The 22052-nt window shown below is 39.2% G+C and carries 21 protein-coding genes, 1 tRNA gene, 4 pseudogenes and 1 other annotated feature; of the genes and pseudogenes, 14 read left to right on the top strand and 12 right to left on the bottom strand.

All coding sequences use genetic code 11. The features are described 5' to 3' along the window. Positions 1-34: 34 nt before the first annotated feature. Both ABLB98_RS08085 and ABLB98_RS08080 read right to left on the bottom strand, forming a co-directional pair. Positions 35-784 carry a YebC/PmpR family DNA-binding transcriptional regulator gene (locus ABLB98_RS08085; RefSeq protein WP_004661603.1) on the bottom strand — a complete coding sequence of 250 codons (750 nt, stop codon included), beginning with the start codon at positions 782-784 and terminating at the stop codon, positions 35-37. 142 nt (positions 785-926) lie between these two features. Next, positions 927-1484: pseudogene (locus ABLB98_RS08080) on the bottom strand (1-acyl-sn-glycerol-3-phosphate acyltransferase). 267 nt (positions 1485-1751) lie between these two features. Between ABLB98_RS08080 and ABLB98_RS08075 the strand changes: the two are divergent. Then, positions 1752-1828: transfer RNA gene (locus ABLB98_RS08075), tRNA-Ile, on the top strand. A gap of 35 nt (positions 1829-1863) precedes the next feature. Here the strand turns inward: ABLB98_RS08075 and ABLB98_RS08070 are convergent. From ABLB98_RS08070 to ABLB98_RS08055, 4 genes and pseudogenes are all read right to left on the bottom strand, one after another. Beyond that, positions 1864-2334 (bottom strand): annotated as a pseudogene (locus ABLB98_RS08070) (transposase); the annotation flags it as partial. A gap of 181 nt (positions 2335-2515) precedes the next feature. Then, complete coding sequence (locus ABLB98_RS08065) at positions 2516-2800, bottom strand: putative quinol monooxygenase (protein WP_348883117.1); 285 nt, start codon at positions 2798-2800, stop codon at positions 2516-2518. Between the two features lie 20 nt (positions 2801-2820). Beyond that, on the bottom strand, positions 2821-3819 hold the full coding sequence (locus tag ABLB98_RS08060; RefSeq protein WP_348883119.1) for a zinc-binding alcohol dehydrogenase family protein: 999 nt from the start codon (positions 3817-3819) through the stop codon (positions 2821-2823). Between the two features lie 71 nt (positions 3820-3890). After that, a complete protein-coding gene (locus ABLB98_RS08055) occupies positions 3891-4631 on the bottom strand; it encodes an SDR family oxidoreductase (RefSeq protein WP_348883120.1) in 741 nt (246 codons plus the stop codon). Positions 4632-4766: 135 nt separating this feature from the next. Here ABLB98_RS08055 and ABLB98_RS08050 point away from each other — a divergent pair, with 135 nt between their 5' ends. Then, positions 4767-5666 carry a LysR family transcriptional regulator gene (locus tag ABLB98_RS08050; protein WP_348883122.1) on the top strand — a complete coding sequence of 300 codons (900 nt, stop codon included), beginning with the start codon at positions 4767-4769 and terminating at the stop codon, positions 5664-5666. A gap of 14 nt (positions 5667-5680) precedes the next feature. Here ABLB98_RS08050 and ABLB98_RS08045 read toward each other — a convergent pair whose 3' ends face one another. Together ABLB98_RS08045 and ABLB98_RS08040 are read right to left on the bottom strand one after the other, a co-directional pair. Then, positions 5681-6697 (bottom strand): zinc-dependent alcohol dehydrogenase family protein, encoded by a 1017-nt coding sequence (locus tag ABLB98_RS08045; protein ID WP_348883123.1) that lies wholly within the window; start codon positions 6695-6697, stop codon positions 5681-5683. Next, entirely contained in the window at positions 6687-7682 is a 996-nt protein-coding gene (locus tag ABLB98_RS08040) for a zinc-dependent alcohol dehydrogenase family protein (RefSeq protein WP_348883124.1), read from the bottom strand. Before ABLB98_RS08040 ends, ABLB98_RS08045 begins: the two co-directional genes overlap by 11 nt. A 465-nt stretch (positions 7683-8147) precedes the next feature. On the opposite strand from ABLB98_RS08040, the gene ABLB98_RS08035 reads away from it, so the two are divergent. From ABLB98_RS08035 to ABLB98_RS08020, 4 genes are all read left to right on the top strand, one after another. Next, complete coding sequence (locus tag ABLB98_RS08035; protein WP_348883125.1) at positions 8148-8423, top strand: metal/formaldehyde-sensitive transcriptional repressor; 276 nt, start codon at positions 8148-8150, stop codon at positions 8421-8423. A gap of 21 nt (positions 8424-8444) precedes the next feature. Beyond that, entirely contained in the window at positions 8445-9557 is a 1113-nt protein-coding gene (locus tag ABLB98_RS08030; RefSeq protein WP_348883126.1) for an S-(hydroxymethyl)glutathione dehydrogenase/class III alcohol dehydrogenase, read from the top strand. 125 nt (positions 9558-9682) lie between these two features. Beyond that, positions 9683-10513: an S-formylglutathione hydrolase gene (gene fghA, locus ABLB98_RS08025; protein WP_348883127.1), complete on the top strand. Its 831-nt coding sequence runs from the start codon at positions 9683-9685 to the stop codon at positions 10511-10513. A 237-nt stretch (positions 10514-10750) separates the two neighbouring features. After that, positions 10751-11053, top strand: a complete 303-nt coding sequence (locus ABLB98_RS08020) for an antibiotic biosynthesis monooxygenase (protein WP_348883128.1) — start codon at positions 10751-10753, stop codon at positions 11051-11053. Between the two features lie 206 nt (positions 11054-11259). Here ABLB98_RS08020 and ABLB98_RS08015 read toward each other — a convergent pair. Next, positions 11260-11501, bottom strand: a pseudogene (locus ABLB98_RS08015) (IS3 family transposase); the annotation flags it as partial. Between the two features lie 149 nt (positions 11502-11650). Between ABLB98_RS08015 and ABLB98_RS08010 the strand changes: the two are divergent. The 3 genes from ABLB98_RS08010 to ABLB98_RS08000 all read left to right on the top strand — a co-directional run bounded on the left by ABLB98_RS08010 (position 11651) and on the right by ABLB98_RS08000 (position 14902). After that, positions 11651-12808 (top strand): iron-containing alcohol dehydrogenase, encoded by a 1158-nt coding sequence (locus ABLB98_RS08010; protein WP_348883130.1) that lies wholly within the window; start codon positions 11651-11653, stop codon positions 12806-12808. Between the two features lie 85 nt (positions 12809-12893). Then, positions 12894-13571, top strand: coding sequence for a type 1 glutamine amidotransferase domain-containing protein (locus tag ABLB98_RS08005; RefSeq protein ID WP_348883131.1), 678 nt, complete (start codon positions 12894-12896; stop codon positions 13569-13571). A gap of 203 nt (positions 13572-13774) precedes the next feature. Beyond that, positions 13775-14902, top strand: coding sequence for an alkene reductase (locus ABLB98_RS08000; protein WP_348883132.1), 1128 nt, complete (start codon positions 13775-13777; stop codon positions 14900-14902). Positions 14903-14985: 83 nt separating this feature from the next. On the opposite strand, the gene ABLB98_RS07995 is transcribed toward ABLB98_RS08000, so the two are convergent. Next, positions 14986-15216 (bottom strand): hypothetical protein, encoded by a 231-nt coding sequence (locus ABLB98_RS07995; protein ID WP_348883133.1) that lies wholly within the window; start codon positions 15214-15216, stop codon positions 14986-14988. Between the two features lie 111 nt (positions 15217-15327). After that, on the bottom strand, positions 15328-15936 hold the full coding sequence (locus ABLB98_RS07990; protein ID WP_286831867.1) for a TetR/AcrR family transcriptional regulator: 609 nt from the start codon (positions 15934-15936) through the stop codon (positions 15328-15330). A 142-nt stretch (positions 15937-16078) separates the two neighbouring features. Between ABLB98_RS07990 and ABLB98_RS07985 the strand changes: the two genes are divergently transcribed. Beyond that, positions 16079-17098: an NADP-dependent oxidoreductase gene (locus ABLB98_RS07985; RefSeq protein WP_348883134.1), complete on the top strand. Its 1020-nt coding sequence runs from the start codon at positions 16079-16081 to the stop codon at positions 17096-17098. Positions 17099-17114: 16 nt separating this feature from the next. After that, positions 17115-17753 (top strand): glutathione S-transferase, encoded by a 639-nt coding sequence (locus ABLB98_RS07980; protein WP_348883135.1) that lies wholly within the window; start codon positions 17115-17117, stop codon positions 17751-17753. 411 nt (positions 17754-18164) lie between these two features. On the opposite strand, the gene ABLB98_RS07975 is transcribed toward ABLB98_RS07980, so the two are convergent. Continuing rightward, a complete protein-coding gene (locus ABLB98_RS07975) occupies positions 18165-18596 on the bottom strand; it encodes a hypothetical protein (RefSeq protein ID WP_348883136.1) in 432 nt (143 codons plus the stop codon). A 348-nt stretch (positions 18597-18944) separates the two neighbouring features. Here ABLB98_RS07975 and ABLB98_RS07970 point away from each other — a divergent pair. The 3 genes and pseudogenes from ABLB98_RS07970 to ABLB98_RS07960 all read left to right on the top strand — a co-directional run. Next, positions 18945-19729, top strand: a pseudogene (locus ABLB98_RS07970) (IS3 family transposase); the annotation flags it as partial. Further along, positions 19073-19186 (top strand) — a sequence feature (AL1L pseudoknot). (Overlaps the previous pseudogene by 114 nt.) A gap of 176 nt (positions 19730-19905) precedes the next feature. Further along, a complete protein-coding gene (locus ABLB98_RS07965; protein WP_348883148.1) occupies positions 19906-20679 on the top strand; it encodes a HesA/MoeB/ThiF family protein in 774 nt (257 codons plus the stop codon). A gap of 57 nt (positions 20680-20736) precedes the next feature. Further along, the gene (locus ABLB98_RS07960) at positions 20737-22035 is read left to right on the top strand and encodes an AarF/ABC1/UbiB kinase family protein (RefSeq protein WP_249571509.1); all 1299 of its coding nucleotides are present in this window, start codon (positions 20737-20739) and stop codon (positions 22033-22035) included. The last annotated feature ends 17 nt before the right edge of the window (positions 22036-22052 follow it).

The raw sequence follows: 22052 nt of genomic DNA, 5'->3' as shown, positions 1-22052 counted from the left end.
CTAAAAAGATGCATTTTTTACTGATCTGAATGAATTAAGCATCAAGTTGCGTTAATACATCTTCAGAGAATTCAACATTGGTATAAACGTTTTGAACATCATCAAGATCTTCAAGCATATCAATCATTTTCATGATTTGTTTGGCTTGATCAATATCATTGATTTCAGCTTTAGTTGATGGGCTCATCACAACTTCAGCATTATCAGATTTTAGACCTGCTGCTGTAAGTGCATCCTGAACATCACCAAAGCTCTCTGGACTGGTGATTACCAAGATACTATCTTCATCGATCTCGATATCATCAGCACCCGCTTCTAAAGCGACTTCCATGATTTTGTCTTCTAAAGAAACATCTTCAAAAGAAATTTCGCCACGTTTTGTGAACAGGTAAGCCACCGAACCGTTGGTTCCCAAGTTACCATTGGTTTTAGAAAAACAGTGGCGAACATCTGGGACAGTACGGTTTAAGTTGTCTGTCATGGTTTCAACGATAACCGCAACGCCACCAACGCCATAACCTTCATAGGTTACTTCTTTTAAATCATCGTTATCATCACCGCCAGCACCACGCTGAATTGCACGATTAATCGTGTCGCGTGTCATATTCACTGAAAGTGCTTTTTCAACAACAGCACGTAAACGAGGGTTACTCGCCGCATCTGGGCCGCCCAATCTAGAAGCGGTTACGATTTCACGGATATATTTGGTAAAAACTTTACCGCGACTTGCATCTTGTTTAGCTTTACGATGCTTAATATTGGCCCATTTAGAATGACCCGCCATGGAAGTAACTCCAAAAAATTAAAACTCAAAAAAGTGCGTGAATATTAGCATAGCGATAGTTTTCTTGAAAACTGCCATAGCTCATATTCAAAATTTAAAATTTTGATTAAGCATCAAAAAATGATCAGATGGTTCAGACGATTTAGTTAATTTTTACATCAATATCATATTCGGTATATAGTGCTTTGATTTTTTCTAAATCTTGTTGCAGATCAGTAGGGTGAATTTTACCTAAAATGCCACCTTGTTTATTTCGGGCATTTGCATACATCAAGATGATGGGTACGTTGGCTGCTTTTGCAATATGTCAAAAACCAGTGCGAATGGGTTTTCGCGCTTCACCATCTTTTGCTCGTGTCGCTTCAGGAGCTATAACCAAATTAAAATTATCATTTTGATTAAATAGATCAACCATTTGAGTCACGATATCTTTGTTGGCTTTGCGATCAACAGGAATACCACCAAGTTTTTCTAAAATAGGCTTGAGAGGGCCTTTGAATAGTTCTTTTTTTATCAGTGTATGTATTTTTAATTCTAAAATTTCAAATAAAGCCAGAGAAAGGATGGTATCTAGGTTTGATGTATGCTCGAATCCAATAATAACTTGTTTTTTTTCTAGAAGTTTTGGATCAACATTGTATTGCCAACCTGTTGCTTTAAAAATAGATTTTCCTAAAAAATTTTTCATGTTTATCATCATAGGCTTTGAGTTGCAGCAGTGTAATACGACTTTTTAGGAAAGCACATATCCGACAAGACCAGATCAAAATAAATTTAGATGTCTTATTAATGATCAAAATAGTGCAATATCATCTTTACTCAAGCTGTAAAGATCATATAGAATCAGCTCAGTTTATGATTTTTAACACTATTTTAGTAATTTGATAAAATCATCTGCTTGTAATTTAAGTTAAATTTAACTAAGATCAAGTCGCATTTTTCATATCAAATATATGATTAAAGTTTAGGGCCTATAGCTCAGTTGGTTAGAGCAGCGGACTCATAATCCGTTGGTCGACAGTTCAAGTCTGTCTGGGCCCACCATATAAATCAACCACTTACGTGTACTAATCGTAAGTAGTTTTTTTGTTTTTGCATTTTAATCGCTTAGGTGCACCACGCTTTTTAGCATAATCACTACTCAACTCAATATATTCATCCGTAAGAATCCCCTTACTGGCTAACACATCTTGTTTTGATTTCACCTCATAAACTGTCTTTGATCTCAACCGAGTAACAAACCTGACTTTTTGGTTGGTCATTTCTGCAAACCATTGATAATCAACATACCCTTTATCAAATACAGCGATACTTCCAGATCGTAATTTAAGTGTTCTGCCTTGAACGATGTCATTTTCAATACCATAACCAAGCGCAACAAACTCAGGAATAGTGTTGTTATGATTTAATCCAACTGTAAGTTTTATGCTTGCTTTGGACTCATGTACTTTTGCCCATTCACACAATGACAGTGAAAGATCAATATGACTCGCATCAAGTGAATAGAGTGGATTTTTAAATCGAAATTTATGAGCAATCTTGGAATTTTCACAATGTTGAAATGGGCTTGAGTAATTGATGAAATACCGTATTCTGATGTGAAAAAACCTGAATCCTTGTAGTTGAAGTGTTTGTTCGCACTTATATTTTAACTACTTTGGACTCAGGCTTTTTTATTTAAGTCTAACTATGTTACTTTGAAGAATACTTCATCATAATGTCCGAATACAGCTATATTTTTTTGATTTCTATAATATCACTTGATTCAATGAGCGATTGGATATTACCAAATAAACTTTGAATATAATCAGAGGCTAGATGGATATCTAAATCCTCTCTGCTACGCCATTCTTCTAAGAAGAAATATCTACTCGAGTCATTTTCGCTAATATAAAGCTCATATTTCAAGCATCCTTCTTCTTGAAGCGTAGGCTCTATTACACTTTTTAAAAGCGCTTCTAACGTCTCTTTTTGATCTGATTTTGCCTTAAAGTTCGCAATTACTGAAATAGTCATTATTTCACCTTTAATTTGTTTCAGAAGTTTTCTAGTACAATTTTGCCTTTTGACTTGCCTGATTCAAGCAACTTATGCGCCTTCTCCAAGTTTGCAGCGTTAATTTTGCCTAGATTTTGGTTAAGCGTACTTCTAATTTTTTGCTGGTCAACTAATTGGGCAACCTGTTGCAAAAGATCACCTTGCTTTTCAATATCATCGGTTTCATACATTGAACGGGTGAACATCAACTCCCAATGGATAGAAATAGATTTAGTCTTAAACGGCATAATATCAAATGTTTGTGGATCATCGATCAATCCAAGCTTGCCTTGTGGTGCAATTAGAGAAACGATTTGCTTGATATATGTTTCTGTATGATTGGTAGAGAATACGTATTTTGGTTTTGCAATGCCTAGTGCTTCGATTTGTTCGTTTAAATCTTTGCTATGATCAATAACATGGTCGGCACCAAGTGATTCCACCCAAGATTTCGTTTCTTCACGTGAAGCTGTTGCTATAACGGTCAGATTTGTTTTTGCTTTTAGGAGTTGGATAGCGATTGATCCTACACCGCCTGCACCACCGATAATTAGAATACTGCCAACTTCTGTTTCTGAAATTTGAAACCGATCAAACAGCATTTCCCATGCCGTTATTGCAGTTAATGGCAATGCTGCGGCTTCTGCATTAGATACTGTAATTGGTTTAAGGCTGATGATGCGCTCATCGACTGCTTGAAACTCAGCATTACTACCATCTCGGGTTAAATCGCCAGCATACCAAACAGAATCTCCTACTTTAAAAGAGGTAACTTTTGAGCCAACTTCAATAATTTCACCAACGGCATCCCAACCTAAAATACGATTATTTGCTTCAGACGAATTTTTTCTCACTTTGGTATCAACTGGATTAACAGAGATTGCCTGAACTTTTACCAGTACATCACGCTCCTTAAGCGTAGGCTTCGCTTTTTCAATATCTACCAATGAATTTTTAAAATCATCATGGTGATTTATAACATACGATACGGCTTTCATAGATTTGTCCTTAACTTTAAAAATATAGTAAAAATGGGAGCGAGGTGCTCCCATTTTTTGTTATTCAATTATTAAAACTCTTGGCTCGTTGGGCGTAAAACAATTTCATTAATATCTACATCCGCAGGCTGTTCAATTGCATAAGCAATTGCTCGAGCGACTGAGTCAGCTGGTATAGCTTGTTTGTAGAAATTGGTAACAAACTCTGAACTTTCTTTATGAGAAGAACCGAATTTTAGTTCTGACTCAACTGCACCAGGCTCAATAGTCGTCGTTCTAATTGTTCCCCCAACTTCATGACGAAGTCCTTCTGAGATGGCTCTTACAGCAAACTTAGTACCGCTATAAACAGTACCTCCTGGACTAAATACTTTTATCCCTGCAACAGATGCGAGATTAATAAAGTGTCCAAAGTTTTGTTTTTGGAAAACAGGTAGGGTAGCTGCTATACCATAAAGAACACCTTTAATATTGATGTCGATCATACGATCCCATTCATCAACTTTTAGCTCACTTAATGGTGCAATAGACATTAATCCAGCATTGTTTACCAATACATCGATTTGACCAAATGCGCTTAATGCCTTTTCAATAAGTGCTTGTACTTCCTGTGGTTTGGTTATATCCATACCAATAAATTCAGCTTGACCACCTTTAGCACGAATGTCGTGAACAATAGCCTCTAATTTTTCAGTACGTCTAGCACCAAGTACAACCTTTGCACCTTTTTTAGCAAGTAAGCGAGCAGTAGCTTCACCTAAACCACTACTTGCACCAGTGATAACAATAACTTTATTTTCTATATTATTCATACAAGTAACCTTCAACCTATCTGTCAATCATATTTAATGGGTTAAGTATTACAGCCTTGTTATATATAATAAATGAATAATATTATCTTTCAGAATTCCTATTTAAGGAATAATTACCATAACACAGGATTGGACATGCATAACAAATTGGAAATGATGCGTATCTTTTGTGTCGCAGCAGAGTCTCGAAATTTTAAAGAGGCAGCAACTCAGCTAGGTATTTCCCCACAGGCAGTGACACGGGCAATAAAAGAGCTAGAAGAGCAGCGCGGAGAGATTCTGTTTTACAGGAGTACTCGACAAATTAAAATTACCGCTGATGGTGAGCATCTGGCAAAGCAAGCACGTTTTGCGGTGGGATCGATCGATGCTTTGTTTGTAAAAGACACCAAGGAAAAACGAGATGAAATGCGTGGGACTGTCCGTCTTACTGTGTCGTCTGTGTTAGGGCGCAAATTGGTAGTACCCGCACTAGCAGAATTTGCCACACGTTATCCAGATATTGTCGTGGATTGTGTGCTAACAGATTCACACTCGGATGTGATCGATGAGCGGATAGATATCGGGATCAGATTTGGATTTTTGCCGGACAATCGATATGTGGCAAGGGAATTGGCTAAAGTGAACTTTTATTCTGTGGGTACGCCAGAGTTAATTGATAAGGTTGGAATGCCTAAAAAAATTATTGACCTAGATAAATACCCTCTAACAGCACTAGTCGATCATAAAACAGGGCGTTACTGGCCATGGACATTCACCGAAAGTCGAAGCTTTACGCCATCAAATCCCCGTTTTATTACAGATGATCTAGAAGCTGAATTTCAAGCTATTCTCGCTGGAGTTGGATTCGGACACATGCCTGGATTTCTAGTTTTGCCGTGGCTTAGGAGTGGTAAGCTCATTCAGATACTTCATGAGGAAACCTCTCCTGTTTGGCGCCTGTATTTATATCGTCCACAGCGGGGCCCGACACCTTTGCGAATCCGAGCATTGTTTGATTACTTAGCGGAAGTGCTGGGCCATATAGAAACCTGAATCAGATAAGACCATCATGTATCTAGAGTAACTACAATTTTTCCTATTTGCTGATTTGATTCAAGATAGCGCTGAGCGTCATGCATGTCCTCAAAGTTAAAGCAACGGTCGATCACTGGACGAAGATATCCTGCACCTATACTGCTAAGAATAAATCGTCTGGCTTGCTCCCTTAGAACAGGGTCATGCAGAACCTCAAGGAACAAAAAACCTCGCATGGTTAAGCTCTTGCGTAATGCAACTTTAAGGGGAAATGGTGTGATCTCAGGGCTAAGTGCACCATGCATAACCATAGTTCCTCCCACAGACATCGCTTTTGCAATCTGTTCAATATGTGGCCCTCCTACAGCATCGAAGGCGACATCAAGATATTCTCCACCCAAACGTGAAACAAGAGCCTCATACAAATCGGGTTCATCTTCACTGGCTATAACATTTTTAACACCGAGATCCAGTAAACGTTGCTTTTTCTCTACCGTCTGTGTACTTGCAATGACCTTAGCACCCGCTGCTTCAGCTATCTGTATCGCAGCTAGTCCTACGCTACTTGAAGCTGCTGTGATCAAGATCGTTTTTCCTTTCGAAAGTCCACCAGCATGGATTACACCACCCCAAGCCGTCAAATACTGCATCCAGATTGAAGAAGCTTCTTCCCAGCTTAAACTATCGGGTTTGTGAACTAAAAAAGTTTCTGGAATCAGAAGCTTGTCCGCATATGTCCCATATTTGGCTAGATTGTCAGTCGGAAGAATCGATACTGCATCTCCTGGAGAAAATTGGCGTACACCTTCACCTATCGCTAGAACTATGCCTGCTCCCTCATATCCCAGACGAGAAGGGAATACTGCCTTTTGAATATAAGTACCACGCCGAAACATTACATCAGCCCGGTTGAGTCCGATCGTTTTCATCTGGATTAGAACTTCTCCTGCGGCTGGTAAAGCAACAGGAAGTGTTTCTAATGTCAGAACATCTGTATCTCCAATACTATTGAAGCGCCAAGTCTTGGCCTGAAGTGCATTAAATGACATCAATAACGACCTTAATATTGGCAGAGCGATCTTGAACAGCATCATGAGCATCAATCGCTTGGTCTAGAGTAAAATGACGAGGATCAACAATAGGACGCAGTTTACCTTCCTCAACGAGACGAGTCGCGATCTTAAGGATATCACCATGATGAGCACGACGATTGCCTGTTAACATCGGCATTAGGACGAATACGCCAGACACTGTGGCACACCGTAGAGATGAACTCGCTAAATTATGGTTACCAAATGCAGCACAGCTGGTAATGTGGCCATAGTGAGTTGTCATAGAAAGTGAAGCTTCGAGTACTGGACCACCCACAGTGTCGTAAACAATGTTAAAACCTTGACCCTCAGGGCTTGCAGCAATAATATCATCGGAAGATGCTGTGGTGTAATCGAGAGGTATTGCACCGAGTTCTGAAATCAGTGATTGATCAGCTGTACGACCAGTCGCCCAAACATTTGCATCAAGTGCTTTTGCAAGCTGAACAACCATATAACCAACGCCACCAGCACCACCCTGAACCAGTACAGTTTGCCCTGGTTGGACCTTCGCATTATCCACTAAACCTTCCCAAGCGGTGAGGAACGTCAATGGTAGTACTGCTGCCTCGCGCATAGAGATATTGCGTGGCTTTAATGCGATCAAATCAGCATCTGCTACAACATATTCTGCTAAAGATCCTTGAAGACCACGAACGCCACCAATCAGACCGTAAACTTCATCTCCGACGTTGAAGTGGGTGACACCTTCACCAACAGCAGTTACAACCCCAGCCATATCTGTTCCCAACACGGCAGGAAGCTCTGGCATAGCATATGGTGCTTCACCAAGACGAATTTTATAATCAATAGGGTTTACACCACTCGCATGAATACGTACTAGAACTTGCCCAGCCTCTGGTTGAGGTATAGGCAGTTCTACACGTTTAAATTCATGATCACCAAAATTTTCTAGGATAAGCGCATTCATCATCTTATTCATAGTTGTTCCTTATTGTTAACTGGGGGATGATGTGCACAGTACCAAAGTAAAATAATCCAATAAATGATATTTATAGGATTTAATAATTCCTAAATAACGAATAATAAATATCATCCGCTCACTAAAAATATTCTAGTACAGTCTGTAAAGGCAGTTTAATCTAAACTATCTGTAGTATTTTCAAGGCTTGAAACGTTCAAAATATCTACAAAGTGGCTAAAATTTGAAACATAATTCTAAAAGGTCACAGCATCACAAAGAACATGAGGCAAAATAAAAAATGGGAGCTAAAAGCCCCATTCTTTGTGACTTTGGCATCAGCTCTACGATGTTAATTTAAAAAAACTAAAAACAGGCATAGAAAATTTTCGCTAAAGATCTTTTTGATTTTCGATTTATAAAAAATATTGCTTTTTTTATACTATGGGGTAGTATAGTATTAATGCGAGCAAATAAGGAGGTCTGATGCCTAATCAGATTGAAGACAAAAAAAAGATTCTTCTACGCGTCAGAAAGATCAAAGGTCAGACGCAAGCGATTGAAAAAGCGTTAGAAGACAATGTGGAATGTGTTGCAATTCTGCAACAAATTTGCTCTGTGCGTGGTGCTATTAATGGTTTAATGAATGAAATGTTGGAGGTTCATTTAAAGGACACATTAGTAACAGGTGAAACCACAGAACAACAACGAAAAGAAGAATTGGCTGAAATCGCCAAGATTCTAAAATCATATTTAAAATAGATCTGTATAAGGAATTATTGCATGAAGTCACGTGCTGCCGTTGCGTTTGGTCCTGGTCAACCTCTTCAAATTGTTGAAGTTGATGTTGCACCACCGAAGAAAGGTGAAGTATTAATCAAGATCTCCCATACCGGTGTGTGTCATACAGACGCATTTACTTTATCTGGCGATGATCCTGAAGGTGTTTTTCCGGCTATTCTCGGGCATGAAGGTGCTGGTGTTGTCATTGAGGTGGGTGAAGGCGTGACTAGCGTCAAACCAGGTGATCATGTAATTCCACTTTACACCGCTGAATGTGGCGAGTGCTTATTCTGTAAATCTGGAAAATCGAACTTGTGTATTGCCGTTCGCGAAACTCAAGGTAGAGGTGTAATGCCAGATGGTACCACTCGTTTTTCCTACAATGGTCAACCGATTTACCACTATATGGGCTGCTCAACGTTCAGTGAATACACGGTAGTGGCAGAAGTATCATTGGCTAAAATCAATCCTGAAGCCAATCACGAACATGTCTGCTTACTAGGTTGTGGGGTAACAACGGGTATCGGTGCAGTACACAACACGGCTAAAGTACAAGAAGGTGATAGTGTTGCGGTCTTTGGTTTAGGTGGTATTGGTCTAGCAGTCGTACAAGCCGCACGTCAAGCTAAAGCAGGACGTATTATTGTGGTTGACATGAATCCAGATAAATTTGCGCTGGCAAAAGAGTTTGGTGCAACGGACTTCTTGAACCCTAAAGATTACGATAAACCAATCCAGCAAGTCATTGTCGAAATGACTGGCTGGGGTGTAGATCATTCATTTGAATGTATTGGTAACGTGAATGTGATGCGTGCAGCCCTTGAAAGTGCACACCGTGGCTGGGGACAATCCGTAATTATTGGTGTAGCTGGCGCGGGTCAGGAAATCTCCACCCGTCCATTCCAACTGGTTACTGGTCGTAAATGGCTAGGTTCTGCCTTTGGTGGGGTAAAAGGTCGTACGCAACTTCCAGGAATGGTTGAAGATGCCATGAAAGGTAAAATTCAATTAGAACCATTTGTGACACATACGATGGGCTTGGATCAGATCAATGAAGCCTTTGATCTAATGCATGAAGGTAAGTCAATTCGTACTGTAATTCATTACGAATAATTGCGTCGGACCTTATACTTTTCCATGCATGTGCATCATGAATGACTGCATGGAATCCTCTAAAACGGCACATTATCTGTAAAACCGATTTCTCATGAAGTCTTGCTCAACATAGGTAATTGATTATGGAAATAATTGAGAAACATGCTTCTTTTGGTGGATCGCAAGAAGTGTATCTCCATCAGTCAACAGCATTAAACTGTTCAATGAAATTCTCAATATATCTGCCACCTCATGACAAAGATGAGCGCTTGCCAGTTTTATATTGGTTATCAGGACTGACTTGCAACGAACAGAACTTTATTACTAAAGCCGGAGCACAAAAGTATGCGGCTGAACATAAAGTCATTATTGTTGCACCAGATACCAGCCCACGTGGAGAGGATGTACCAGATCATGCAGATTATGATTTAGGCCAAGGCGCAGGATTCTATGTGAATGCAACACAAGCACCCTGGTCACAGCATTTCAAGATGTATGATTATATTGTGGAAGAGCTCAGAAATCTGATTGACCTAAATTTTCCGACCAATCAAGTCCAAAGCATTATGGGGCATAGCATGGGGGGGCATGGTGCATTAGTCATTGGGTTAAAAAACCCTGAGCTGTATAAAAGTATTTCTGCTTTTGCACCAATTGTTGCACCTAGCCAAGTACCTTGGGGGAAAAAGGCTTTTACACACTACCTAGGTGAAAACGAAACTTTATGGAAAAGCTATGATGCGATTGAATTAATCAAAAACGCAGAAGTTCATTTACCTATTTTAGTCGATCAGGGAACAGCTGATGATTTTCTTGAAGAACAGTTAAGACCTAAGCTTCTTAGTGATATTTGTTTGGAACAAGAATATCCTCTTACACTTAACCTAAGAGAAGGCTATGACCATAGCTATTACTTCATTGCGAGCTTTATAGAGAAACATATAGAGTTTCACAGCAAATTCCTAGCTAAATAACTTTCATAGTTATAAGGATGTACATGTTGTTCTTGAATGCTACTTGAGCAATATTTTTTGATTCAAATGTTAATGATATTAACTTGAATAAATTCATAGCATTATGTCGAAATGAAAACTCAGATTTTGGCTCAGCTATGGAAATTTTTTTAACTTTTATACAACAAAACTTTCTGACATGCATCCATTAGCAATGTCAGAATCGTTTTAATTCTAATCAATTGTGGAGTTTTAGTCATGCTTAAAACAGCTTTATATGTCCGTCTTGAAGCTAAACCGGGTAAAGAAGACGAAGTGGAAGCTTTCCTTAAAGGCGGTTTACCAATTGTAATGGAAGAACCTGCGACAGTTGCGTGGTTCGGCCTACGTCTTGGACCTTCAACATTTGGTATTTTTGATGCATTTCCTGATGAGGCGGGTCGCCAAGCACATTTATCTGGCAAGGTTGCAGCTGCTTTGATGGCTCAGGCCGAAGAGCTATTTTCAGAGCCACCGTCTATTGAGAAAGTAGATGTTTTGGCGAGTAAACTACCAGGTTAAACCGACGCTTAAATGTATGAGGGTGCTGCCTGAAATTTTGAATGAAAGGCAGCACTTCAACCCTGTGAGGTTTGTCAGAGGCTTTTTATTCAAGTTGGGCTACTTTATTGAATGGCTTAATCTTAGCATTTACGGGTCAATATCCAAAACAGGGTAAATAAACGTATGCACCTATGTACATGCTTTATATTGAACCAATCTATCTAATTTAGTGTCGCATTTGTACATCTGTTAAACCGTGCCAATCTGCTTTTAAATATTCAATCACCTCTGTTTTGTATAAGCCATTCACTGTTTTATCCAATGCGTTCACGACCATGTTAGTAGTCATACGTGTTGATACCTTCCATCCAACAATCGCTCGTGAAAATACATCAATAATAAAAGTGGTATAGAACAAGCCTGAATGTGTTTAACCATCACTCAAGTCGCCAAGATGAAATAATTTTTTTAAAAAAATAGACGACTGGTCTATTTTTATGTATAGTTAGCACATGGTGCAGTCAAAAGCCGCAGTGTTGTCCAATTTTTTAAAGTTTATTTGATAAATAACGGTGGTTTTTCAAATCAATTAACTGATCATCCTAGGATAAAAATATGCTGAATTTTAACTTTTATAATCCGACCCGCATTATTTTTGGTGGCGATACAATAGTTAAAATCAATGACTATGTGCCTACAGAAGCAAAAATATTAATGTTGTTTGGTGGTGAAAGTGCACGTAAGAATGGTACTTTAGCAGAAGTGCGTGAAGCATTAGGTGCAAGAGAAATTCATGAATTTGGCGGAATTGAGCCGAATCCGAGTTATGAAACCCTCATGAAAGCTGTAGAGCTGATTCGTGAACAAAAGATAGATTTCTTGATGGCTGTCGGTGGTGGATCGGTAATTGATGGTACTAAATTTATTGCAGCAGCAGTCAATTATACAGGGGATACATGGGAGATTTTAGAAACCCATGGTACTAAAATTACTCAAGCTTTGCCTTTTGCGAGTGTACTCACCCTTCCAGCAACTGGTTCAGAAATGAATAGCGGTGGGGTAGTCACCAGAAAATCGACCCAAGCCAAATTGTCATTTAGCAGTCCCTATGTTTTTCCGCAATTTTCCGTACTTGATCCGAATAAAACTTTTAGCTTGCCGACGCGCCAGTTGGCTAATGGGGTGGTCGATGCATTTATTCATGTCATGGAACAGTACTTAACTTACCCTGTGAATGCACAAGTACAAGATCGTTTTGCCGAAGGTCTATTGCAAACTCTGATTGAGATTGGACCGAAAATCTTGGAAGATTCAGCAGATTATGACACGCGTGCGAATTTGATGTGGTCTGCTAGCATGGCACTGAATGGGCTAATTGGAGCTGGTGTACCACAAGATTGGTCAACCCATTTGATTGGACATGAGCTCACGGCTTTATATGGTATTGATCATGCTCGTACCTTGGCCATTGTGTTGCCGGCCAATCTACAAGTACGTCGTCAAGAGAAGCGAGAAAAATTACTACAGTATGCAGCTCGTGTCTGGCAGATTGTCGAAGGTGATGAAGAACAACGTATTAATACTGCTATTGCTCGTACTCGAGCCTTCTTTGAGCAACTTGGATTGCCGACTCGTCTTAGTGATTATGGACTGGGGGAGACAGATATTGAGATCATCATTACGCAACTTAAATCACACAATCTTACACAGCTAGGCGAACATAAAACTGTTTCATTAGAGATCAGTCGCCAAATTCTCGAGACGAGTATCTAAATAAGCGTATCTGTCATGGTCACGCTACACGACAAGTGATCATGCAACAATGCTCCTCAATCCTGAAAAATATCGGAGAAATAACATGAAAATTTTAATCGTTTTAACCTCACATGATCAACTGGGCAATACTGGTAAGAAAACAGGTTTCTGGCTAGAAGAACTTGCTGCACCGTATTACACCTTTATTGACTCTGGTGCTGAAGTTACGCTGGCGTCGCCTCAAGGTGGGCAGCCACCACTAGATCCGAAAAGTAATTTAGCAGAAGCACAAACTGAAACCACTCATCGTTTTGAAGCTGATCCAACTGCAATGCAAGCATTGGCACAGACGCATAAACTTAGCGAAATCTCTGTAGCTGATTATGATGCAGTGTTTTATCCAGGCGGGCATGGCCCATTGTGGGATTTAGCAGAAGATCCGATTTCAATTTCTCTGATTGAACAGGCGATTCAGTCTGGCAAACCTGTTGCAGCAGTGTGTCACGCCCCAGGTGTTCTTCGTCATGTAAAAACCAGTGATGGCAAGCCTTTAGTGAGCGGTAAATTAGTGACTGGTTTCACCAATACTGAGGAGGCCGCTGTAGGTTTGACTGAAATTGTACCATTTTTAGTTGAAGACATGCTTAAAGAAAACGGTGGTCATTATTCTAAAGTGGATGATTGGCAAGTACATGTTCAAGTAGATGGCTTGCTGGTTACTGGACAAAATCCAGCTTCTTCTGCTGCAACTGCCTCAGCATTACTTCAATTGTTGAAATAAAGAGTAGCTAGTGCCTGTTGTGGTGCTTAGTAGTGAATAAATTTCTGACTCTGAGCAACTGGCTCAATAAGCAAAAAAAACCTCACTTAATGGTGAGGGGCCTAAGTGAATAGCTTTCCTTCCTTGATTTTTCTATATACAGGAAGGAAGGGTATTTTTTTTAATTTAGATCAATTAAGTCATGATGACTTGGATACAATGAAATGAAAGCCAGCAAATTTTTTCAAAACTTAAACTTAGGCCCTTATGTTTTACAAAACCGTATTGTATTGCCACCATTAACGCGGTCACGTAGTACTCAGCCAGGGAATATTCCAAATGAACTGATGGCAACCTATTATCAACAGCGTGCCGGGGCAGGATTTATGGTCACCGAAGATACGCAAATCGAGCCACGTGGTCAAGGCTATGCTTGGACTCCTGGTATCTACAGCCCTGAACAGATTGCTGGATGGCGTAAAGTGACGGAAGCAGTGCATGCTAAAGGAGGCATTTTTTTTGCACAACTTTGGCATGTTGGGCGTGTTTCACATACATCTTTGCAACCCGATCATGCATCACCGGTCGCGCCCTCGGCTATTAAGGCTGATAGTAATGTTAAAGTCTTTATTGAGACCGGGCCCAATGCAGGTGCCTTGGCTGATCCTTCAATGCCACGTGCTTTAAGCAATGCAGAAGTTAAAGAATTAGTGCAACTCTATGCTCAAGCAGCGCGTAATGCATTGGCTGCTGGTTTTGATGGGGTTGAAATTCATTGTGCGAATGGTTATTTGGTAAATCAATTTATTTCTGCACATAGTAACCACCGTGAAGATGAATATGGTGGATCACTAAACAATCGTTTGCGTTTTTTACGTGAAGTAGTAGAGGCAGTTGCTGAGGTGGTTGGTGCAGATCGTTTAGGAGTGCGTTTTGCCCCGCTATTTGAAAGTACAGAGGAAGATCGTGTTTACATAGGGTTGGTTGAAGATGATCCACATGTGACTTATATTGAAGCCATAAAAATACTTGAAGAAGTTGGGATTGCCTATTTATCGATTGCAGAAGCTGATTGGGATAATGCACCAGAACTTCCTCATGATTTTCGTAGAGATGTCAGAGACACTTTCAGTGGTCGGATTATTTATGCAGGTCGATATACGGCAGAAAGAGGGACTCGAATTTTAGAGGCAGGAGTGGCCGATTTAATTGCATTTGGACGCCCATTTATTGCGAATCCAGATTTACCCGATCGCATCACTAATGGCTGGCCATTGAATGCAGTAGATGCAAGCACTATGTATGGTGGGACGGAAAAAGGCTATATTGATTATCCGGCTTACGCAGATTAATCTCGACTAAGTGAGTTATTTTGCCAACCTTTGTGGTTGGCAAAATAAGGACTTAGGATTGCTGTTGCCAGCATAAATTCTTCTTAAAACAAATTCCTAAAATTTTTTAGTTGTGTAATGAGCCAACCAGCCAGTGGAAAAGAAATCAGTTGCGTTACTGGCACTAATACTATGACTTCAATCAACACCATCATCGGGAAACTTTGATGCTGAGTAATTGGCTTTAATAAAGTGAGAACCAGTAATAGTGTGGGATATAAGCCTAAATAACCAACTAAAATACGAGTCATGAGGGCTTTAGAAGGAGAATTCATTGCGCGCTATACTCATGGATTGTAAATCGATCTAATAGCAATACATGAATAAATAATCATTGGGTTGCTATCATAAACCATTAATTATGTAATTGATATTTAATTTAATTTTTATGAATCTTCACTTTTTAATAGAAATTTAGTTGCTCTTAGAGCTTGATGTAATGGTGTTTTATCTTTTTGCAACTTACTCAGTAATGCTGCACCTAACCACATTTGGTAAAGTACTTGTGCCAACGTCGAGGCCTCAGTATCTGCTTGGATAGACTGATCCTGTTTACCCAAATCAATTAAAGCAGCAATACGTTGGATTACATTATCGACGCCAGCGGACATAATGGAGCGCATATCTTCAGATAGATCGGCAACTTCTGCGGCAAGTTTCACAATTAAACAACTATCCGCCCAACCACACTGTGTTTCAGGATCTTCTATCCATAAATTAAAATACTCAATCAGCTTTTGATAAGGGGATTTATCACTACGCCATACATCATTTAAACGGACTTGGTAATTATCTACATAATGCTGTACCAATTCACATCCGAAAGCTTCCTTGGATTGGAAATAATGATAAAACGAGCCTTTAGGGATCTCACAGCTCTGTAAAATTTCCTGTAATCCTACACCGGTAAAACCTTTATGCAAAATCAGGTCTGAACTAGTGTTAAGAATGTGTAAGCGCTTCGCTTCAGACTTTTTAATAGGAGTAGGCTTCATATTAATTATTTACTCTATTGTAAAAATAGACCAGTCGTATTGCTTTTTAGTATAACTCATCTACAATGGATGTAAAGAAATTTTAATCATAATTTTTGATTGTGAATAGAAATACTTCTAAATAAAACATGGAGTTATATGTGTGAAAACAGTTATTAATCAACGTATCGTTTTAGCTCAACGGCCAGTGGGTGAGCCAAAACACAGCGATTTTCGTATTGAACAAGTTGAACTCAATGAACTTAAACAAGGCGAGATATTGTTAAAAACCATTTACTTGTCACTCGATCCTTATATGCGTGGTCGCATGAGTGATGCTCCTTCATATGCAGCACCGGTTGAAATTGGTGAAGTGATGGTCGGTGGAACAGTCAGTCAAGTGGTGGCCTCTAAAAACCCAAAATTCAAAGAAGGCGAGTGGGTTCTTTCAGGAAATGGCTGGCAGGGCTACGCAATTTCTAATGGGACTGCATGTCAAAGCTTAGGTATGCAACCTGAACATCCATCTTGGGCATTGGGTATTTTGGGAATGCCAGGATTTACTGCTTATATGGGGTTGTTGGACATTGGTCAGCCTAAAGCCGGTGAAACATTAGTCGTTGCAGCTGCAACGGGACCTGTTGGTGCTACGGTTGGACAAATTGGAAAACTTAAAGGTTGTCGCGTGGTTGGCGTCGCAGGTGGGCCTGAAAAATGCCGTTATGCAGTAGAAGAACTCGGCTTCGATGCTTGTATCAATCATCATGATGAAAATTTTGCAGAACAATTACAACAAGCAGCTCCCAACGGTATTGATATTTATTATGAGAATGTCGGGGGTAAAGTGTTTGATGCGGTATGGCCATTGCTTAACTCTGCGGCACGTGTACCGGTGTGTGGTGTGGTTTCCCAGTATAACGCTACCGAGCAAGCACAAGGGCCAGACCGTTTACCGGGCTTTATTTCCACCCTTTTAAAAAAGCGTATTCGCATGCAAGGCTTTATTATTTTTGATGATTATGGCAGTCAGTATCCGGAATTCTATCAGCAAATGTCTGAATGGTTGAAAGACGGAAAAATCAAATATAAAGAGCATATGGTGCAAGGTTTAGATAACACGATCAATGCTTTCAATGGTATGTTGAAAGGCGAAAACTTTGGCAAAGTGGTTGTAAAAATTTAAAAAAATAGGAATTATCATGATCACATTACATCATTTAGATCAATCACGTTCTTTTCGTATTTTGTGGTTACTTGAAGAAATCAAGCAGCCCTATGAGCTGAAACGCTATTATCGTGACTCAAGCACGCATTTGGCCCCTGACTCTTTAAAAACCATTCACCCTTTAGGGAAATCTCCAGTATTAGAATGGGATGGCAAAGTTATTGCAGAGTCAGGCGCAATCGTTGAGTTATTAATTCAGCAACTTGCGCCGCATTTAGCACCAGATATGGATGAACCTACCTATGTCGATTATCTACAGTGGATTCATTTCTCAGAAAGCTCTGCCATGCTGCCATTTTTGTTAAAAACGTTTAATGCGATAGAAACCAAGCAGGGTACGAAGTTGGTATTTCTAGAAAATTATACTCAAGTTGAGTTCGATAAAGTATTTAGCTATTTAAATGAATATTTAAAAGATAAAGAATTTCTAGTGGCAGACCGTTTAACCGGTGCTGACTTTATGATGGGCTTTGGACTACATGCTTTAGTTTATCATATGGGACAAGGTGAAAACTATCCGCATATCCAACGTTACGTAGCAGGTTTAAGCCAACTACCTAGCTGGCAAGCCGCAGTACAAGTTGAACAAAATGGTGTGAAAAGTCAAAAATAGCAAGATTGTTTTTTTAAGGCAATTGAGAAAAAGAATCATGATTGACAAGTACATCTGGTTATAAAATAAGCTGACACTTATTTAAAGTAAACGCCTAATGAATTTCATCGGGCGTTCTCTATTTTAAAGATAAGGAATTATCATTATTTAAGACAAGTTTCGCCTATTCTTTCACTGCAAATTCCTATCAAAAGGGCTTGAATATCACGACGGTTACGTTGAAAGATATAATTAACTTTTGAAAGAAAGAAACGTGATTAACGCACAGCAAGATTAAATTATTCCTCGGGGTATTAAACAAGTAAACCACATCATTTTACTCATAAACATATATGCGTAAAAATCACGCCCCGCTTAACTGGCAATAGTTTTGAACACTTGTATTAAAACTTAAACGAATCTAGCAAGTCTTTATTTAATGTTAATACTCATCCAGTATTGAGGTTTTTTATCTTTTCTTGCCTGTGATCTAGGTTGTAATACTCTAATTTCATACTCACCTGAAGCAGGTAAAATATAAATACCATTATCATCAAGCTCTGGAGAATATTCTCCAAGACTGATGGAGTCTTTTAATTGATTACCCCATAAGTAAGTTTCAACATTTCCTCCAGCCAACCTCACTTTTAACTTTTGCCCTTTTTTAGCATAAAATTTGTAGGAATCATACTTGTATCCATCTATTCTTCCGTAATAATTTGCAGAGTAAGCTTTTTTTGCAAACTTAACTACAATAGTCTTTCGTATATCATTGTTATCATTTGCAAGTACGGCAGGGCTAAGCATAGTTAAAGTTAGGGCCATACAAGCACCAGCTAGTAATTTCGTATTCGCTATTTTCATAAGGTTACCTTAATTCTTGTATCGCAGCTGACATAATAACATAAGTAATAAGTGACCTGAATCATGGAGCAGAACTGTGAATAGTCACTAAAATTCTAGACACACATAACCATCTTTTGATAGACCCTCTCATAATCTAATGAAGAACGTTGACCGTTGGAACTAGGCCGCGTTTGAACTGCAGAACACCTCAATATATTCAAAGATATTAGACCTGGCTTCAGTTCTTGCTATATATTTTCTTCTTAATTCTTTCTTGTTTTAACAACTGAAAGAAACTCTAAGGAACAGCAACAGCAACAGCAACTGTGCTGGATTTGCTGGAAATTAACTTTCCTGATATGAGAGCATTAAAAATACTTAGATCAACAAAATCCAATCAAAGTACAACAATTTTCAGATGAAGAACGTATCAAACAACTGGAAGGCGAAAATAAAGAACTGCATCGTGCTAATGACATCCTACGTAAAGCAGCCGCTTTTTTCGGCTAGGCGGAGCTCGACCGCCCACACAAATAGTGATGGATTTTATCCATAATAAGGCGTTATATGGTGTTGAGGCAATTTGTAGAATTTTACCTATCGCAGCTTCAACCTATTACCGAACTCTAGTCCTCTGTGATGAGAAGCATTGCTTCGCAAGGGAACATCAAGCGAAACGAGATTTACATGACTTGCATCATGCTGAACAAATTAAACGAATTTGGAAGGAAAGTTCAGGTCGATATGGTGTACGTAAAGTTTGGCAAAAACTGAAACATGAAGGCTATGTTGCTGCGCGCTGTACAGTTGCTCGATTGATGCAAAAGCTAGGTATACAAGGTGTTTAGCGTGTTAAGAAAGGGGGGCGTTTTTAAATATCATTAGAGGGTTATTTTTACACTGCCGCTAATACGAACAGTAATTCATACGATAATGCTCTGGCTGAAACGGTGAATGGCTTATACAAAACTGAGGTGATTGAATATTTAAAAGCAGATTGGCAAGGTCTAGCAGATGTACAACTTGCGACATTAAGTTGGGTTGATTGGTTCAACAAAAAGCGTGTACACAGTGCACTGGGTTATGTATCGCCTTTTGAGTTTGAAGCAATGTCATATGATAAGATTAACTCGTTAGGTCAGGTGGCCTAACTTAAATAAAAAGTCTCCGACAAACCCGGTATGGTTCAGTTAAAGAGTAAGAAAAATATTGGGGTAAAATCGCTTTTTGTCAAAAGAAAACAGTGTTCGTTCTAATTTATTACTTTCCTCAGAACCCACATCGACTTAAAATCATGAACACTTTTGATGATAAAGAAGTAAGTCCCGTGTCAGACCATTTGGAAAACGAATTTGAGCTAAGTAATGAGGAAATGCATCTCTATAGTCGTCAGATTTTATTAGATGGTTGGGATATCGAAGCACAAGAAAAACTAAAACTCGCCAATGTGCTAATAATCGGCGCAGGTGGTATCGGTTGTACCAGTGCTGAGCTGTTGGCACGTGCAGGTGTAGGTAAAATTACCATTGTCGATGCCGATACGATTGAAATGAGTAATCTGCAAAGACAAATTGCCTTTACGACAAAAGATTTAGGTCGATACAAAGCCGAAATACTGGCAAAGCATCTAAAAGACATTAATCCGCATATACAAGTTAGCTATCAAAATATACGATTCGATGAAACGAATGCTGATGAAGTCGTACAGCATCAAGATGTAGTCTTAGATGGTTGTGATAATTTTACGACTCGTTATCTAGTGAATGGGGTGTGTAGAAAACATCAAGTACCCCTTATTAGTGCGTCAGCCATTGGTTTTGAAGGGCAACTGTTTATGGTGGATGCTGATTCAGCTTGTTATGAATGTCTGTTTCCGAAAGAAGATCATGCCAATGAAGGATTACGTTGTGCGGAGTCAGGTGTATTAGCTACCACTCCTGTAATGATAGCGTCATTACAAGCGCATCACACTTTGTTGTTTTTAGGACTTGGTCTGACACCATTAAAGCAAAAATTGTTGCTTTGGAATGGTTTAAATCTATCGCAACGCATTCTTAAATTTGAAAAAGATGTAAATTGTCCAGTTTGTCAGGCAACTTGATCGGTAAATTGAGCAAAATTTGCTAAACTAAGACCATCTGTAAGGCAATGAAAGATTATGAAAAGAAATATTTTATTCGATGGATTACGTTCTGTTGCACGTATCGGTGAAACAGTTATTGTTGCGGCACAAGCAGGTGTGAAATATGCAACTGAAAAACCAAGTAATGCAAAGCTTATGCGTGAGACCTTTGAGTCGCTTGGTTCAACATATATTAAATTGGGTCAATTTATTGCCAGTACGCCGTCTTTATTCCCTCGTGAATACGTTCAGGAATTCCAAGGCTGTTTAGATCAAACGCCAACCTTACCATTTAGCTATATCCAACAAGTATTAGCTGAAGAATTTGAAGGTCGTAATCTGAATGAAATTTTTAGTTTTATCGATGAAAAGCCACTAGCTTCAGCTTCAATTGCGCAAGTCCATGCCGCTCGACTGGTTACGGGTGAAGATGTGGTATTAAAGGTTCAAAAACCTGGTGTCGAAACCATTTTATATACTGACTTAAATGTAGTGCATTGGGCGACAAAACTATTAGAAAGAGCAGTTCCTAAAATTAAATTTGCTTCACTTTCTGAAATTGTGGATGAGATCAAAACACGTATGGTACGTGAAGTTGATTTTATTGAAGAAGCACAGAATCTGGATGACTTTATTCAATATCTGAACATTTCTGGCAATCAGGCTGCCACTGCACCAAAAGTTTATCATCAATTTTCAACGCGTCGTGTACTTACTATGCAGCGCCTGTACGGGGTGTCATTAACTGATTTTGATGTTGTTAAAAAATATGCCAAAGACCCAACACAAGTTCTGATTACTGCAATGAATACTTGGTTTGGTAGTCTCATGCTATGTAAGAGTTTCCATGCTGATTTACATGCTGGAAATCTGATGTTACTTGAAGATGGTCGTATTGGTTTTATTGATTTTGGTATTGTTGGTCAGTTAAACCCTGAAGTTTGGACAGCATGTATGGCATTTATGGATGCATTACAGCATACCAATTATGTTGCGATGGCTGAGAATATGCTGAAAATGGGCATGACTCATCATAAAATTGACACTCAAGTCTTGGCTGATGATTTAGAGCGTTTATTTAGCGGTGTATTACTGGCAGATCCGCAAGAAATTCTCAGTTCCAATCCAGCAGATTTGAATGACATTATGATGGATATGGTGGCTGTCGGTGAGCGTCATGGTATCAAATTCCCGCGTGACTTCGCTTTGTTATTCAAGCAAATGCTATATTTTGATCGTTTCATGCGTGTTCTCGCACCGTATACCGATATTTATGCTGACCAACGTTTAAAAATGGTTCACAATATTGAACCTGCTTCGTTTTTAAAGCATTAATTTATTTATCGGTTCAT

Source organism: Acinetobacter yuyunsongii (genome assembly GCF_041021915.1).
GTDB lineage: Bacteria > Pseudomonadota > Gammaproteobacteria > Pseudomonadales > Moraxellaceae > Acinetobacter.
This window is presented reverse-complemented; position numbering and strand designations above follow the sequence as displayed.